The 15,720-nt window shown below is 73.0% G+C and carries 11 protein-coding genes and 2 pseudogenes; 3 read left to right on the top strand and 10 right to left on the bottom strand.

Going from position 1 to position 15,720, the window contains the following annotated elements; translation table 11 throughout:
* Both GL263_RS08365 and GL263_RS08360 read left to right on the top strand, forming a co-directional pair.
* A pseudogene (locus GL263_RS08365) lies at positions 1–861 on the top strand (recombinase RecQ); the annotation flags it as partial.
* 350 nt (positions 862–1,211) lie between these two features.
* Positions 1,212–1,715, top strand: a pseudogene (locus GL263_RS08360) (hypothetical protein); the annotation flags it as partial.
* 413 nt (positions 1,716–2,128) lie between these two features.
* Here GL263_RS08360 and GL263_RS29035 read toward each other — a convergent pair.
* The 7 genes from GL263_RS29035 to nrdR all read right to left on the bottom strand — a co-directional run bounded on the left by GL263_RS29035 (position 2,129) and on the right by nrdR (position 9,732).
* On the bottom strand, positions 2,129–2,488 hold the full coding sequence (locus tag GL263_RS29035; protein ID WP_323379299.1) for a hypothetical protein: 360 nt from the start codon (positions 2,486–2,488) through the stop codon (positions 2,129–2,131).
* 280 nt (positions 2,489–2,768) lie between these two features.
* Positions 2,769–3,578, bottom strand: a complete 810-nt coding sequence (gene rnhB / locus GL263_RS08350) for a ribonuclease HII (RefSeq protein WP_182854955.1) — start codon at positions 3,576–3,578, stop codon at positions 2,769–2,771.
* A 10-nt stretch (positions 3,579–3,588) separates the two neighbouring features.
* Entirely contained in the window at positions 3,589–4,509 is a 921-nt protein-coding gene (locus GL263_RS08345; RefSeq protein ID WP_182854954.1) for an ADP-ribosylglycohydrolase family protein, read from the bottom strand.
* A 91-nt stretch (positions 4,510–4,600) separates the two neighbouring features.
* Positions 4,601–5,257 (bottom strand): histidine phosphatase family protein, encoded by a 657-nt coding sequence (locus tag GL263_RS08340; protein WP_182854953.1) that lies wholly within the window; start codon positions 5,255–5,257, stop codon positions 4,601–4,603.
* 128 nt (positions 5,258–5,385) lie between these two features.
* The gene (locus tag GL263_RS08335; RefSeq protein ID WP_182854952.1) at positions 5,386–6,039 is read right to left on the bottom strand and encodes a YdbC family protein; all 654 of its coding nucleotides are present in this window, start codon (positions 6,037–6,039) and stop codon (positions 5,386–5,388) included.
* 150 nt (positions 6,040–6,189) lie between these two features.
* Positions 6,190–9,048, bottom strand: coding sequence for a vitamin B12-dependent ribonucleotide reductase (locus tag GL263_RS08330; RefSeq protein ID WP_182854951.1), 2,859 nt, complete (start codon positions 9,046–9,048; stop codon positions 6,190–6,192).
* Between the two features lie 117 nt (positions 9,049–9,165).
* Entirely contained in the window at positions 9,166–9,732 is a 567-nt protein-coding gene (gene nrdR / locus GL263_RS08325) for a transcriptional regulator NrdR (protein WP_182854950.1), read from the bottom strand.
* A gap of 627 nt (positions 9,733–10,359) precedes the next feature.
* Here nrdR and lexA point away from each other — a divergent pair.
* Positions 10,360–11,100: a transcriptional repressor LexA gene (lexA, locus tag GL263_RS08320; RefSeq protein WP_228456247.1), complete on the top strand. Its 741-nt coding sequence runs from the start codon at positions 10,360–10,362 to the stop codon at positions 11,098–11,100.
* A 124-nt stretch (positions 11,101–11,224) separates the two neighbouring features.
* On the opposite strand, the gene GL263_RS08315 is transcribed toward lexA, so the two are convergent.
* The 3 genes from GL263_RS08315 to GL263_RS08305 form a co-directional block, all read right to left on the bottom strand.
* Positions 11,225–13,225, bottom strand: coding sequence for an ATP-dependent DNA helicase (locus GL263_RS08315; protein ID WP_182854949.1), 2,001 nt, complete (start codon positions 13,223–13,225; stop codon positions 11,225–11,227).
* Positions 13,226–13,319: 94 nt separating this feature from the next.
* A complete protein-coding gene (locus tag GL263_RS08310; protein WP_182854948.1) occupies positions 13,320–15,059 on the bottom strand; it encodes an IucA/IucC family protein in 1,740 nt (579 codons plus the stop codon).
* 73 nt (positions 15,060–15,132) lie between these two features.
* On the bottom strand, positions 15,133–15,720 hold a 588-nt coding region (locus tag GL263_RS08305), incomplete at its 5' end, for a GNAT family N-acetyltransferase (RefSeq protein WP_182854947.1).

The raw sequence follows: 15,720 nt of genomic DNA, 5'->3' as shown, positions 1-15,720 counted from the left end.
CCGTGGGAGTACGACGCGGAACGCTACGCCCGGGTCGCTCAGCAGCGAACGGCCGAGCAGGAGGCCATGCGGGAGTATGTCCGTACCGGGGCCTGCCGGATGGACTTCCTGCGGCGGCAGTTGGACGACCCGGACACCAACGCCTGCGGCCGTTGTGACAACTGCGCGGGCGCCCGGTTCGAGGCGAACGTCTCCCCCGAGTCGCTGGCCGCCGCCCAGGGCGAGTTGGTCCGGGCCGGTGTGGAGGTGGTGCCACGCCGGTTGTGGCCCTCGGGGCTGGAGGCGGTCGGCCTGCCGCTGAAAGGGCGCATCCCCGCCGACGAGCAGGCCTCGACCGGGCGGGCGCTCGGCCGGCTCTCGGACATCGGCTGGGGAAACCGCCTGCGCCCCCTGTTCGTCCAGGGCGCGGCGGACGGCCCGGTCCCCGACGACGTGATGCGCGCGGCCGTCGGCGTCCTCGCTGACTGGGCCAGGTCGTCAGAGGGATGGGCCGGCGCGGGCCGGAACAGGCGGCGGCCGGTGGCGGTGGTTTCCGTCGGTTCGTCGCACAGGCCCCGCCTGGTGACCACACTCGCGGAGGGGATCGCCTCCATCGGACGGATACCCCTGCTCGGCTCGCTGAGCCGGTCCGACACGGTGTCGGCGCCCGGGCACAGCAACAGCGCCCAGCGCGTCCGGGCGGTGCAGGCGTCCCTCGCTCTTCCGCCGGACCTCGCCGAGGCCGTGGCCGCGGCGGAAGGGCCTCTGCTCCTCGTCGACGACTTCACCGACACCGGATGGACGCTGGCGGTCGCCGCCCGCCTGCTGCGGCAGGCGGGAGCGCCGGAGGTTCTGCCGCTGGTGCTCGCCGTGCAGGGGTGAGGTGCCCGGAGAGCGGCGAGGGAGCGAGGGAGCGAGGGAGGGCAAACGCCGGGTGCGTCGGCCCGGTACGGGAGTCGGCCATCTCGCCGCCCGGGCGCTTCGATGATCCGCCGAAGGGGTAGGAAGGGGGTCAAGGGAGCCATGATTCCTGTCGGATGAGGGGGCCGCGCAGGTCCTCGGGGCCGGCGCCCGGAAATGCTCATTGCCGCCGGGCCACGTGACGGCGAGAATTGTCAGCGGCTCCCCGTTGTCGGACCACGCGGCCAGTACGGCCTGACGTGGTGTGCGTTCCTGCGCTTCTGCCCCGACGATCCGTCGACGCCGGGCGCGCAGAGGAAGGGAGGACGCTCATGGCCTTCGGCATACTCGGCTCCGGCCCCACGCCCATCCGCGAGTCGCCCACGCGCTTGGCCCGGGTGCTGGAACCGGCGGAGTGGACAGCGGCGGAGGTGCCGTTGCTGCGAAACCCCCGGGACGTGGTGGCCGGACTGTCGGAACTCCACGCGCCGACGCCGGGCACCGCCGTACTCGGTGTGCTCGGGCCGGAGGAACGCATCGTCGCCAGCGCCTCGTTCGAGCACGGCGGTCGGCTCGACGGCTGGGAGCTGCGGAACGCCCTGCTGGCCCGCCTTCGTCGGGTGATCCCGCACGACCTCCGCCGCCGAAGGCCGATACGAACGGGCGTGCTGCTCTACTGCCGGGACGGGGAAGGCCGTTGGACGGAGGAGGACGGGGCCTGGATGTGGGGGCTGCGGGACGCCTGCGCGCTGCACGGTCTGCGGTGCGGCGCCTACGTCTCCCTGACGCCGGCGGGCTGGCGGGTCGTGGGCGACGATCGGCGGGGGCGGAACCCTGTTGTCCCTCTCGACCGTCTTCCCCCGCAGGAAGCCGACGCGAAAGCGGACACGGCAAAAGCGGACACGGCGAGAGCGGACACGGCGGAACCGGTCCACGCGGCCCGGGTCGACGCCTCCCGGGTCGAGGCCGCCCCCACGGGTTCGTCGCGGCAGGGTCCACGCGGGGCGCGGAGCGTCCAGGCTTCGCGCGGCGCTCGGGCGCCTCGCAGCGCTCAGGCGGCGCGGCCCGCCGCGTCGGCGGGCCTGAGCCCGGCGGCGGAAGGCACCGGGAGTTTCCTGGCCCGGCCGACCGAAAGCCTGCTGGCCCGGTAGTTCGCCGGTTGAGGCCGGGAACCACGGCGCGGACCCGCCGCGTGGAGCCGCGGACGGATGGTGGGCGGGCACGCCGCCCACCATCCGCCCGCCGGGCCTCACAGCAGGGCGCTCAGGCGTCCGGCCTCTCCGCACACGACGAGCTGGGCGCCGGCCTTGGCCAGTGCGGCGGGCAGCGCGGCGGCCACGTCCTCGTCGGTGCCGCCGTTGACGGCCAGCACCACCACGGGCCGGCTGTCAGTCCGGCCCACCGCAGTGGCGTGGGCGGCGAAGACGTCGTCGCCCTCGGCCTGTTGGCGCCAGTACGCGTCCTCTCCGAAGGACAGCTCGTGCTGCGCCCACGGGTGCGGATCACCGGTGGTCAGCACCAGCACCTCGGAAGGCGCGCGGCCCTCGTCCAGCAGCCGGTCGACGGTCTCGTCCGCCGTCGCGACGGCGGACGACTCGGAGGTCTCCACAAGCTGGATCTGAGCCGCGGGCGGCGCCGACTGCGGCGCGACGGCGGTTGCCGTACCGCCGCGGGCCGGCCCGGGCCGTCCGTCGCCCGGTCGGCTGCTGCGGTCCGCACGCGGCGGTGCGGGGCGCGGGCCCGGCCGGGGGCCTGGTGTGGGTCGGGGGCCCGGCGTGGCGGCACGGGCTGTCTGCGGGGTTCGGGCTGGAACCGCGGGCTTGCGCGGGCCAGGAACGCTCGGGTGAATCTGGGGCTCCTCGGAGCTATGAGGCATGGTGTGTTGTCTATCAAACGCCGGGGCGCGGGGCATCGGCGGGTTGTGTGGAAACGGCCCCCGTGGCGGGCTGCCCGTCTCCGTCGGAGGCGGCGGAGAAGAAGTCCAGTTGGCCGTCGGTCGCCGTCGGCCGGCCCGCTGCCCCGCGGGGCGCTGGGATCACGGCCGGGTCAAGTGGCCTGACCTTCTTCAGATGCCGCCACCGAGGCAGTGCGTCCAGGTAGGACCAGGACAGTCGGTGGTGCGGCGTGGGCCCCAGCTCGGCCAGGGCCGCCTTGTGCACGGGCGCAGGATAGCCCGCGTTGGCGTCAAAGCCGAACTCGGCGTGGTCTGCGCCCAGTTCGGCCATGAGGGCGTCACGGCGGACCTTGGCGAGGACGGAGGCCGCAGCCACCGCGACACAGCTGATGTCGCCTTTCACCACCGTGCGCACACGCCAGGGGGAGCCGAGGTAGTCGTGCTTGCCGTCGAGGATCACCGCGTCGGGTCGTGTCGGGAGCGCGCCGAGCGCGCGTACGGCGGCCAGTCGCAGGGCGGCCGTCATCCCCAGCCCGTCGATCTCCTCGGGCCAGGCGTGGCCCAGCGCGTGGGCGGTGACCCAGCCGGCGAGCACCTCGGCCAGTTCCTCACGCCGACGGGCGGTGAGGAGCTTGGAGTCGGTCAGGCCCTCCGGCGGCCTGCGGAGACCGGTCACGGCGGCGCAGACCGTCACGGGGCCGGCCCATGCGCCACGGCCGACCTCGTCGACACCGGCGATGATCCTCGCTCCGGTAGTCGCCCTCAGCGACCGCTCGACGCGATGTGTGGGTGGGTCGTACGGCACACCGCCAAGCCTACTCGGCCGGTCGCGCCGCCTCACCGGTGACCCACCCGGGCAGCGGTTCGGCGCGGCGGTGCCATTCCTCGGGCACGCGGCAGTCGGGGCCGGAGGCGAGTACGCCGCCGACGATGGCGCAGGTGGTGTCGACGTCCCCGCCGGCGGTCGCGGCGGCCCAGACGGCTTCGGTGAAGTCGCCGCCGTGGCGGGTGGCGGCCCACAGCGCGAACGGCACGGTGTCGTGTGCGCTGGTGCGCCGGCCGCAGCCGAGGACGGCGGCGACGGTGGCGACGTCGCCGTAGTCGAGCATGTCGCGGGCCCTTCGCAGCCCGGCCTGGACCGCGCTGCGGGGCACCAGCTCCACCACCGCGTCCAGCAGCCGGGGGCCTTCCTCGACCCGCCAGCGCGGGACGGCCGCGCGCAGGGCCGCCGCCGCGGCCACCGCCATCGCGCCGCAGACTGCCTCCCGGTGCTGGTGGGTGACAAACGCGGAGTGCTCGGCCTCCACCGCGGCGCGCTCGGCGTCGTCGGCGAACCAGGCGCCGAGCGGCGCGACGCGCATGGCGGCGCCGTTGCCCCAGGAGCCGCGGCCGTCGAAGAGGGCGGAGGCCAGTTCGCGCCAGTCGGCGCCCTCCTGGCGGATCTGGCGCAGCATGCGGTTGACGGCCGGCCCGTAGCCCCGGTCGAAGTCGTGCCGGTGGGCGAAGGAGGCGGCGAGCGTGTCCTGGTGGACCGCTCCCCGTTCGAGGAGTACCGCCACGACGGAGGCGGCCATCTCGGTGTCGTCCGTCCACTGCCAGGAGCCCGGCGGCGCCTCACGCCGGTGCAGGAGCGGATAGTTGGTGGGCACGAAGAACTGCGAGCCGAGGGCGTCCCCGATGGACAGCCCGCGCAGGCTCGCCATCGCTCGGCGGTGGCGGACGGGGTCTACGGTCATCGTGTCCCGACTCTATCCCGGGCTGTCCACATCGGTCAGTCGGTACGCGGCGCCTCGGCCGTCACCGGGGAGCGGTGCGGGACGCCCGTGATCACAGCATCTCGTAGGACTCCGGCTGGCACCAGCGTTCGAAGGGCCGGTCGAGGTGGTACCTGCCGTCGACGCCGAGGAGCAGTGCTCGGGTCTCGGCGTTGTCCGGGTTCGACAAGGACTCGAACTCGGCGACGCTCCAGTGCATCCAGCGCATGCAGAACAGCCGCATGGTGAGGCCGTGGGTGACGAGCAGGACGTTCGGCGGATGGTCCGGGGCCTCGAAGCTGCGCCACAGGCTCTCCAGGAACGCTCCGACGCGGTCGTACACGTCGGCACCCGACTCGCCCTGCGCGAAGCGGTAGAAGAAGTGCCCGTAGGCGTCGCGGGCGGCCTTCTGGCGGCGTACGTCGGCGCGGTCCTGCCAGTTCCCCCAGTCCTGCTCACGGAGCCGGGGTTCCTCGCGGGCCCGGACGAGGGTGGGGTCCAGGCCGAGCAGCCGGTACGTCTGGAGGGTGCGGCGGTAGGGCGAGACGTAGGCGGAGATCCGCTCGCCGCCGAAGAGCTCGCGCAGCCGCTCACCGGCCATGATGGCCTGGCTGCGGCCGCGTGGGCTGAGGGCGAGCGCGTGGTCGGGCACACGCTCGTAGACGGAGTCGTCGACGTTGCCCTCGGACTCCCCGTGGCGCAGGAGGACGATGCGACGTGGACGTGCCATGACTCCAGCGTAGCCGGGGGAACGCGGGCGGTCAGACCGGGCTGCCGTAGGAGGCGCGGGCGGGGGACGCGCGGCGAGCGACGCGCGGTGCGGCACGCGCCGGCGAAGGCACGGCCGGTGGTCCGGGCTCAGGACAGCAGTCGGCCGGTGTCCAGGTCGCCGCCGGTCCTGGCCTCCACCGTCCAGGCAGGTTCGAGGTCGATGACGTCGCCGTCCACGGCGGCGAGGTCGGCGAGGGTCTGGGCACGCAGCGCGAGGCGCTCGACCCGTTCGACGCGGTACTTGCCGTGCTCGGCTCGGGAGTCCCACATCGACAGCACGAGGAACTCGTCCTCGCTCGCCGCCTGGGCGAAGAGCCCGCGCAGCATGCCCGGTGAGCCGGCCATCGCCGGGTTCCAGACCTTCTCCTGCATGTGGGTGTAGTTGTCGATGCGGTCGTTGTGCACGGTGCAGTGCGCGACTCTCAGCAGGTCGGCGCCGGTGAACTCCGGGCGGAAGCCGGTCTTGACGTCGAAGCGGTGCTCGAACAGCAGCGCGCGCATGTCGGTGTAGGTGCCGACCTGGGCGGCGTGCAGCCTGTCGTGGGAGCGCGCCATGAAGGAGTCGTAGAAGGAGCGGCTCTCCCAGAAGCCGAAGAGGTGGACGGTGCCGGGCCGGGACCGGCTCCAGCCGCCGCCCTGCCCGCGGAACCCGGGTTCACCGAGCAGCCCGGCCCACTTCCGCTGCGCGCGTTCGAAGCCGCGACGGTCGGTCACCACACACCGCATCCACTTGACCAGCACCGCGCCATGGTACGGCCATCCGGGTCGCTGATCGTCCTACTTGTCGACGCCGGCCCCTCGCGGGGGACGCACGGGACAACACGCCGGAGGGGCGGCGGCCGCAGGTCGGGACGCCGCCCCTCCGGGCGTCATGCGTGTCGGGCCGCCGTGTCAGCTGCAGCCGCTGGTGGAGCCGCAGCCCTCGCAGAGGTAGCAGCTGCCGGCGCGGCGCATCTTGGTGCCGCAGGAGAAGCACAGCGGTGCGTCCGCGCTCAGCCCGAGCTGCATCTCCGCCAGCTCGGTGGAGTTGTGCGCCTGGGAGGGCGCGGCGGCGGGGGCGGGAGCCGCGGGCTTCTCGCTGTGGCGGGGCGCGGACTGCGCCAGGCCCTCCACGTCGACGTCCTCGTCCGGCTCGTAGGAGCCGGTCTCCAGGTGACGCTCACGCTCGGCGGCCGAGTGGATGCCGAGTGCGGAGCGGGTCTCGAAGGGCAGGAAGTCGAGCGCCAGCCGGCGGAAGATGTAGTCCACGATGGACTGCGCCATCCGCACGTCCGGGTCGTCGGTCATGCCGGCCGGCTCGAAGCGCATGTTGGTGAACTTCGAGACGTACGTCTCCAGCGGCACGCCGTACTGGAGGCCGACGGAGACGGCGATGGAGAAGGCGTCCATCATGCCCGCGAGGGTGGAGCCCTGCTTGGACATCTTCAGGAAGACCTCGCCGAGGCCGTCGTCCGGGTAGGAGTTGGCGGTCATGTAGCCCTCGGCGCCGCCGACCGTGAAGGAGGTGGTGATGCCGGGGCGGCCCTTGGGGAGCCGCTTGCGGACCGGGCGGTACTCGACCGTCTTCTCCGGCGCCTGCTCGGCGGGAGCGGTAGCGGGCTTGCTCTCCTCGTCCTTCTTCTTCGCGGAGAGCGGCTGGCCGACCTTGCTGTTCTCGACGTAGACGGCGAGCGCCTTGGTGCCGAGCTTCCAGCCCTGGAGGTAGATCTCCTCGACGTCCTCGACGGTGCTGGTGCTGGGCATGTTGACGGTCTTGCTGATCGCGCCGCTGAGGAAGGGCTGCGCGGCGGCCATCATCCGGACGTGGCCCATCGGCGAGATGGAGCGCTCGCCCATGGCGCAGTCGAAGACCTCGTAGTGCTCGGGCTTGAGGCCGGGCGCGTCGACGACGTTGCCGTGGTCGGCGATGTGCGCGACGATCGCCTCGATCTGCTCGGACTGGTAGCCCAGTCGCTTGAGCGCCTTCGGCACGGTGTTGTTGACGATCTGCATCGAGCCGCCGCCGACCAGCTTCTTGAACTTCACCAGCGCGAGGTCGGGCTCGACGCCGGTGGTGTCGCAGTCCATCATCAGGCCGATGGTGCCGGTGGGCGCGAGGACGCTGGCCTGCGCGTTGCGGTAGCCGTTCTTCTTGCCGAGCCGCAGCACGTCCTGCCAGGCCTCGGTGGCGGCGGCCCAGACGGGGGTGTCCAGGTCGTCCATCCGGGTGGCGGCGTCGTTGGCGTCGGCGTGCTGGCGCATGACGCGGTTGTGCGCCTCGGCGTTGCGGGCGTAGCCGTCGTACGCGCCGACGACGCCGGCCAGCTCCGCGGAGCGGCGGTAGGAGGTGCCGGTCATCAGGGAGGTGATGGCACCGGCGAGCGCGCGGCCGCCGTCGGAGTCGTAGGCGTGGCCGGTGGCCATCAGCAGCGCGCCGAGGTTGGCGTAGCCGATGCCGAGCTGGCGGAACGCGCGGGTGGTCTCGCCGATCTTCTCGGTCGGGAAGTCGGCGAAGCAGATGGAGATGTCCATCGCGGTGATGACCAGTTCGACGACCTTCGCGAAGCGCTCGGCGTCGAAGGACTGGTTGCCCTCGTTGTCGTCCCGCAGGAACTTCATGAGGTTCAGCGAGGCGAGGTTGCACGAGGAGTTGTCCAGGTGCATGTACTCGCTGCACGGGTTGGAGGCGGTGATGCGGCCCGTCTCCGGCGAGGTGTGCCAGTGGTTGATGGTGTCGTCGTACTGGATGCCGGGGTCGGCGCAGGCGTGGGCGGCCTCGGCCATCTTGCGGAACAGCGCGCGGGCGTCGACCTCCTCGATCGTCTCGCCGGTGAGCCGCCCGCGCAGCGGGAACTTCCCGCCGGACTCGACGGCCTTCATGAAGGCGTCGTTGACCCGCACGGAGTTGTTGGCGTTCTGGTACTGGACGGAGGTGATGTCGTCACCGCCGAGGTCCATGTCGAAGCCCGCGTCGCGCAGGGCGCGGATCTTCTCCTCCTCCTTGACCTTCGTCTCGATGAAGGCCTCGATGTCGGGGTGGTCGACGTCGAGCACGACCATCTTGGCCGCGCGGCGGGTGGCGCCGCCGGACTTGATCGTGCCGGCGGAGGCGTCGGCGCCGCGCATGAAGGAGACCGGGCCGGAGGCGTTGCCGCCGGAGGAGAGCAGTTCCTTGGAGGAGCGGATGCGGGAGAGGTTCAGGCCGGCTCCGGAGCCGCCCTTGAAGATCATCCCCTCTTCCTTGTACCAGTCGAGGATGGACTCCATGGAGTCGTCGACGGACAGGATGAAGCAGGCGGAGACCTGCTGGGGCTGCTTGGTGCCGACGTTGAACCACACCGGGGAGTTGAACGCGAAGATCTGGTGCAGCACGGCGTAGGCCAGCTCGTGCTCGAAGATCTCGGCGTCGGCGGGCGACGCGAAGTACCCGTGCTCCTCACCGGCCTTGCGGTACGTCGTCACCACGCGGTCGATGAGCTGCCTGAGGCTCGTCTCCCGCTGCTCGGTGCCCAGGGCGCCGCGGAAGTACTTGCTGGTGACGATGTTCGCGGCGTTCACCGACCAGAAGTCGGGGAACTCCACGCCGCGCTGCTCGAAGTTGACCGAGCCGTCGCGCCAGTTCGTCATGACGACGTCGCGCCGCTCCCAGACGACCTCGTCGTACGGATGCACGCCGGGAGTGGTGTGGATGCGCTCGACGCGCAGCCCCTTGCTCGCCTTGCCGCCCTTGGCACGGGAACTCCGTGCCGGGCCGCTCGTCGTCTCAGTCATTCCGCCTCCCTGTGCGGGCATAACACCCGATGTGCCCCGGTACTTCCCGGTTCACGGTTACTGTCTGGTCGCCGGCCGCGTCAGCGCGGGCCGGTCCTCTCGCGCGTGCGCGCGCCGTCAGCCGGCAGCGCTGGACTGCGGCCGACGCGCGGCGGCGGTGGCGGTCGCGGGGTCCTGATCGGAACCGTCGGAACCGGCCCCGCCGGTCCGCGCGGTTTCCCCGTCCGCCCGGGCGGACGGGGAAACCGTCCGCAACTCCTCGATCGCGGCCTCGAAGTCCTCCAGCGTGTCGAACGCCCGGTAGACGGACGCGAACCGCAGGTAGGCCACCACGTCCAGCTCCCGCAGGGGGCCGAGTATGGCGAGGCCGACGTCGTGTGTGGACAGCTCGGCGCTGCCGGTGGAGCGCACCGCCTCCTCGACCCGCTGGCCGAGTTGGGCGAGGGCGTCCTCGGTGACCGGGCGTCCCTGGCATGCCTTGCGCACTCCGGCGATCACCTTGTCCCGACTGAAGGGCTCGGTGACGCCGCTCCGCTTGATCACCGTCAGTGACGCGTTCTCCAGTGTCGTGAACCGACGGGAGCAGTGCGGGCACTGGCGGCGGCGGCGGATCGCGGTGCCGTCATCGGTGGTCCTGCTGTCGACGACGCGGCTGTCGGGGTGTCGGCAGAAGGGACAGTGCATCGCGTCCCACCCTCTCTCACCCTCGATGGCGCAGCATGATCCGACGGCTCCGAAGGCCGGTCGCCCAGCGGTCGGAACCAGCCCCCAGCATAGGCGATCCCCACCGCCGAAAAGCACGCGGGGACACAACCTGTGGGTGGCCGGGAGCCATGTAACCACTAGATCTGGTGGCGGCTGAGGCAATACGCCGTTTCGCGTGTCGCCGCGCCGCCCGGCCCGGAACGTACGAGAGAGTACCCCAGGGACCCCCGGGGCCCGGCGTCCGGGAGGCACCGGGAGGCGACGAGCCGCGACTCTCCGGGCACCGCGCGGGCCGACCCGCCGGACGACCCGCCGGACGACCCGCCGGGCCACCCGCCGGCGCTCCGGCGGGCGCCTGTCGAGCACCCGTCGGGCGCCGTCGCGCATACACCGAGCGGGCCTCGCCCGGCTGCCGAACCCGCACATTTCACTCGAACGTGTGTTTGGCGCAACCTTTCGAAAGCAACTACCGTTGCCCGTAGGGAGAACCGTTTGAGAGGGGCCGACGTGACCACCACCGCAGACAGCGCAAGCATCGCCGCGCAACAGCGTCTCGACCGTTCCGGGAGGCCGGCGGAGCCACCCAGGCTCGGTCGCGCGCCGGGCATGCCGGGCGCGCCCGGCCCGGCGGGCCCGCCCGCTTCCACGGAGACGGTACCCGGCAAGCCCGGCCGGGCCCTGCCGGGCCGCCCCCCCGGCATCCGCGCGGACAGCAGCGGACTCACCGACCGGCAGCGCCGTGTCATCGAGGTCATCCGCGACTCCGTGCAACGCCGCGGGTACCCGCCGTCCATGCGCGAGATCGGCCAGGCCGTCGGGCTGTCCAGCACCTCGTCGGTGGCGCACCAGCTGATGGCTCTGGAGCGCAAGGGCTTCCTGCGGCGCGACCCGCACCGCCCCCGGGCGTACGAGGTCCGCGGCTCCGAGACGCCGACGAGCACGCAGGCGGCGACGGAGACGGCCGGCAAGCCCGCCGCGTCCTACGTGCCGCTGGTCGGCCGGATCGCCGCCGGCGGTCCCATCCTGGCCGAGGAGTCCGTCGAGGACGTCTTCCCGCTCCCCCGTCAACTGGTGGGCGACGGCGAGCTTTTTGTCCTCAAGGTCGTCGGTGACTCGATGATCGAGGCGGCCATCTGCGACGGCGACTGGGTCACCGTGCGCCGCCAGCCGGTCGCCGAGAACGGCGACATCGTGGCCGCCATGCTCGACGGCGAGGCCACCGTCAAGCGCTTCAAGCGGGAGGACGGCCATGTGTGGCTGCTCCCGCACAACGCGGCCTACCAGCCGATCCCCGGTGACGACGCCACCATCCTGGGCAAGGTCGTCGCCGTCATGCGGCGGGTCTGACCCGTCGTCGCGGCGGCTCCGCGCCGCCGACCCTGGTCGCGTGCGGTCCTCCCTACCGCCAGACCGGGCCCCGGGGTCCTTCTGCGCCTGCCCCGGGGCCCGCCCTCCCGCAGGGCGCCCGGCGTCAGCCGGTCGCCTCCTTGCGGGCGGCCTCGTCGATCGCCGCCAGTGAGCGGCGCACCTGGTTGCGGTCCGTCGTGTACCAGAAGTCCGGCATCGAGGCGCGCAGGAAGCCGCCGTACCGGGCGGTGGCGATCCGCGGATCGAGCACCGCCACCACACCCCGGTCGCCCGTGGCCCGGATCAGCCGCCCGGCGCCCTGCGCCATCAGCAGCGCCGCGTGCGTCGCGGCCACCGCCATGAACCCGTTGCCGCCGGCCTCCTCCACCGCCTTCTGCCGGGCGCTGGTCAGCGGGTCGTCGGGACGCGGGAACGGGACGCGGTCCATGACCACGAGCTGGCAGCTCGGGCCCGGCACGTCCACGCCCTGCCAGAGCGAGAGCGTGCCGAACAGGCAGGTGCGGTCGTCGGCCGCGAAGCGCCGGATCAGCTCGCCCAGCGTCTCCTCGCCCTGGAGCAGCACGGGCACGTCCAGCCGGCCGCGCAGCTCCTCGGCGGCGGCCTGGGCGGCCCGCATCGAGGAGAACAGCCCGAGGGTGCGCCCCCCGGCGGCCTCCACCAGCTCGGACAGCTCCGCCAGCATGTCCGTCCGGCTGCCCTCGCGGCCGGGCGGCGCCAGGTGCCGGGCGACGTAGAGGATGCCCTGCTTGCGGTAGTCGAACGGCGAGCCGACGTCGAGGCCGCGCCACTGCGGCAGCTCCGCGTCGTCCTTCCCCTCCGGGCCGAGGCCGAGCGAGGCGCCCACGCCGTTGAAGTCCCCGCCCAGCTTGAGCGTCGCGGAGGTGAGGATCACCGAGCGCTCGTGGAACAGCTTCTCCCGCAACAGCCCGGACACCGACAGCGGGGCGACACGCAGCGAGGCGCCCCGGCGGTCGTCACGCTCGTACCAGACGACGTCGTACTCGGAGGCCGCCGCCACCCGCTCCGCCACGTCGTGGACGTTCTCCACGGAGGCCAGCGCCTGCTTGCGCACCGCGTCCTCGTCGGCGACGGACCGGTCCCTGGTGTCGCCGAGCGCGGTGATCGTCGCCCGGGCGGCGTCCCGCAGCAAAGCGAGCACGTGGGCGAGGTCCTCCGGGACCTCCTCCAGGCGCCCGGGCAGTGCCAGCTCCATCAGCGCCTCGAAGCCGTCGGCGGCGTTCTGCAGCCGGTCGGCGATCTTCTCGTCGACCAGCTTCGCGGCCCGCCGCACGGCCCGGGTCACACCGTGCGGGGTGAGCTCCCCCGTCGCCACCCCGGTGACCCGGGAGACCAGCTCGTGCGCCTCGTCGACGATCAGCACCTCGTGCGGCGGCAGCACCGGGGCGCCTTCGATCGCGTCGATCGCCAGCAGCGCGTGGTTGGTGACGATCACCTCGGCGAGCTTGGCCCGCTCCCGGGCGGCCTCCGCGAAGCACTCGGCTCCGTAGGCGCACTTGGACGCGCCCAGGCACTCCCGGGAGGACACCGAGACCTGCCCCCAGGCGCGGTCGGAGACTCCGGGGGTGAGGTCGTCGCGGTCCCCCGTCTCCGTCTCGTCCGCCCAGTCCCGCAGCCGCACCAGGTCCTTGCCGAGCTTGCTGGAGGGGCCCGAGGCGGCCCTCGCGGCGGCCTCGAACGGGTCGAACAGGCTCGGCTCGTCCTCCTGCGGCGCCCCTTCGTGCAGCCGGTGCAGGCACAAGTAGTTGGACCGGCCCTTGAGCATGGCGAAGGCGGCCCTGCGGCGCAGCAGCGGGTGCAGCGCCTCCACCGCGCGCGGCAGGTCCCGCTCGACGAGCTGGCGCTGCAGGGCGAGCGTGGCCGTGGCGACCACAACACGCTCGCCCTGGGCCAGCGCGGGCACCAGGTAGCCCAGGGACTTGCCGGTGCCGGTGCCGGCCTGGACGAGCCGGTGGCTGCCCTCCTCGACCGCCTCGGCCACGGCCTCGGCCATGGCGACCTGGCCGGGCCGCTCGGTGCCTCCGACCGAGGCGACGGCGGCCTTGAGGAGGTCGGTCAGGTCTGGTCTGCCGGGTGCTGTGCTCATAGGCAAGCAACCTTACGCGCCGCCACCGACACCCACCGTCCGGTCACCGGGCGCCCGCTCGGATCACGCCACGGACGCCGGGCGCCGCCGCTCCTCACGGCAGGTGCAGCGGATTGGGCACCGTCCCGTCGACGACCGCGTGCGGCCGCTGCGACCGGTCCCGGTAGCCGTCGGCGTGCAGCCGGTTGCGGTTGAGGCACAGCCGCCCGATGCGGGGGGTGAGCAGGTCGAACAGGTCGTAGCGCGGCTTCAGCTCGGGGAAGCGCCGCTGGTGGCGCAGCACGGTCTCGCGGACGAGGGACCAGAACTCCCGCTCGGGCACGTCCAACTGCTCGGCGCACAGCGGCGCGAGGTAGCGGAACACGCCGACGAACAGTCCGGAGTGGATGAACTGCGGCAGGAAGTCGGCCGGTTCCGTGAGCAGCACCTCCCGCACGTCGGGTGGCAGGTCGGCGTGTTCGGGCAGCGGGGTGGCGCTCAGGTTGACGTCGTCGACGAAGTCCTTCACGGCGAGCCGGACGGGCACGTCGTGTTCGTCGAAGACGACGATCACGTTCTCGCCGTGCGGGGAGAAGACGGTGCCGTAGCGGTAGAGGAAGTGGAGGAGCGGCGGCAGCAGCGCCTCCATCAGGTGGCCGAGCCAGACCGGGGCCGGAAGCCCCGACCGGTGCACGAGTTCGGCGGTGAGCGCCCTCCCCTCCGGGTCGGTCTGGAGCAGCGCGGCGAGGGTGCGGGCGCGTTCGCCGCCGTCGAGGTAGCCGCCGACCGGCTCCCGCCAGATGCAGCCGAGGAGCTCCCGGTACTGGTAGGGCACTCCGGGCAGCCGGTCGTAGTGGGGGTGCCGCACCGTCACGGAGGCGGTCTCGCCGAGCAGGACAACACGGGTGTCCTCGCGGAGGAAGGGGTCGGTGTCGCGCAGGTGGTGGATCCAGCCGGTCACGGCGGGCGCGGCGAGGGTGCGTTCGGTGGGCAGTCCGCGCCAGACCAGGGTGTTCAGCACGGACAGCGGCAGCTTGACGGTGCGTCGTCGCGGCCTGCTGACGTTGAGCAGGGTGCGGATCGACTGCTGGGGCAGGCGCAGGTCGTCGTCCGCCGGCAGCGGGAGCAGCAGGCCCTCGGCGAGCTGCGGGGCGAACAGGGTGCTGATCGTCTCGTCCCACTGCCAGGGGTGCACGGGGAGCCACAGGTAGTCGTCGGGATCGCGGCCGGCGTCGCGGACGGTGTCGGCGAACGCGGCGCGCACCGGGGCGTCCAGTTCGGCGCGGTAGAGCGTGTGCGGGTCGGCCAGCGCGGGTACGGCCCGGTAGGCGGCGAGGTCGCGGTGGGCGGCCAGCCAGGGCAGCCGGTGGGCGGTGCGGGCCTCGGGCGCGTAGCGGGCGGCGTCGCCGGCGGAGAAGCCGAGCCGGCCCTTGTTGGCGACGAGCCAGGGGTGGCCGGTCTGGTGGCCTTCGAGTTCGGCGTAGTCGAGGTCGGCGAGCCGGGCGGCGGACAGGGCGCGGGAGCGCAGGTGGACGTCGGCGCTGAGGGTGGCGGTCAGCTCGCGCAGCAGATGGCCCGTGGTGTCGCCGGCCATGCCGAGCAGGCTCTCGTGGGCGAGGGTGAGGAACTCCAGCGGGTCGGTGGCGGGGGTGAGGCTGTCGGGGGCTATTCGCCAGTGGCCGTAGGCGCCCCGGGTGGCGCGGAAGCGGTAGCGGGGGCCGCCGGGCACGGCGAGTTCGTAGTCGGCGCCGCCGGTGTGTGCCGGGGTGAGGACGCCCTCGTAGGCGAGTTCGGCGAAGAGCTTGGCCAGGAGTTGTCGGCAGACGTGTCGCCAGTCGGCGGGGTTGGGGCGCAACTCGGTCTCCTCTGGGAGTGTCGTGGCGCGGCCCGGTCGGGGTCGCGCGCTGACGGAAGGTGGCGTGCGCGGATCAGCGGAGGTGGCGCAGCGCCCGGTCGTAGACGACGAGGGCGGCGCGCTTGTCGGGGAGGTCGACCTCGGCGGTGAGCCGGAAGCCGGCGGCGAGGAAGGCGGCCACGGAGGGAACGTTCCGGATGTCGGGCTCGGCCAGCACGCGGCGGCAGTCGGGGCGTTGGTCGAGCACCAGGTCGGCGACCGCGCGCAGCAGCGCGGTGCCCAGGCCCCGGCCGCGGCGGTCGGGCGGTCCGAGCAGCAGGTGGATCCCGGTGTCGTGGGGTCGTACGGGGAAGCCGCGGGCGAGCGGGTCGAGGTCGGCCCGGTACAGCTCCCAGTAGCTCATCGGGGTGCCGTCCAGGACGCCCAGGCACGGGACGCTGCGGCCGTCGCCGGCGAGTTGGGCCGCGAGGTGGTCGGCGGTGGTCTGCTCGGGGCCGGCCAGCTGCCAGTACTCGGCGACCGCCGGGTCGTTCATCCACCGCGCGAGCAGCGGGAGGTCACGGCCGGGCCGTACGGGTTCGAGGCGGAGGACGCCGACGGGGGTGGGGACGTGTGGCCAGTCCGCGACGCCGTCGAGCAGGTCGGGAGGGCTGGTCAGGGC

The organism is Streptomyces durbertensis, assembly GCF_014156695.1.
Classification (GTDB): domain Bacteria; phylum Actinomycetota; class Actinomycetes; order Streptomycetales; family Streptomycetaceae; genus Streptomyces; species Streptomyces durbertensis.
This window is presented reverse-complemented; position numbering and strand designations above follow the sequence as displayed.

Bases quoted from the DNA above. Each gene is read 5' to 3' on its own strand.
- GL263_RS08345 (WP_182854954.1), bottom strand. From the start codon at position 4,509: ATGACCGTAGACCCCGTCCGCCACCGCCGAGCGATGGCGAGCCTGCGC.
- GL263_RS08340 (WP_182854953.1), bottom strand. From the start codon at position 5,257: ATGGCACGTCCACGTCGCATCGTCCTCCTGCGCCACGGGGAGTCCGAG.
- GL263_RS08330 (WP_182854951.1), bottom strand. From the start codon at position 9,048: ATGACTGAGACGACGAGCGGCCCGGCACGGAGTTCCCGTGCCAAGGGC.
- nrdR (WP_182854950.1), bottom strand. From the start codon at position 9,732: ATGCACTGTCCCTTCTGCCGACACCCCGACAGCCGCGTCGTCGACAGC.
- lexA (WP_228456247.1), top strand. From the start codon at position 10,360: ATGCCGGGCGCGCCCGGCCCGGCGGGCCCGCCCGCTTCCACGGAGACG.
- GL263_RS08315 (WP_182854949.1), bottom strand. From the start codon at position 13,225: ATGAGCACAGCACCCGGCAGACCAGACCTGACCGACCTCCTCAAGGCC.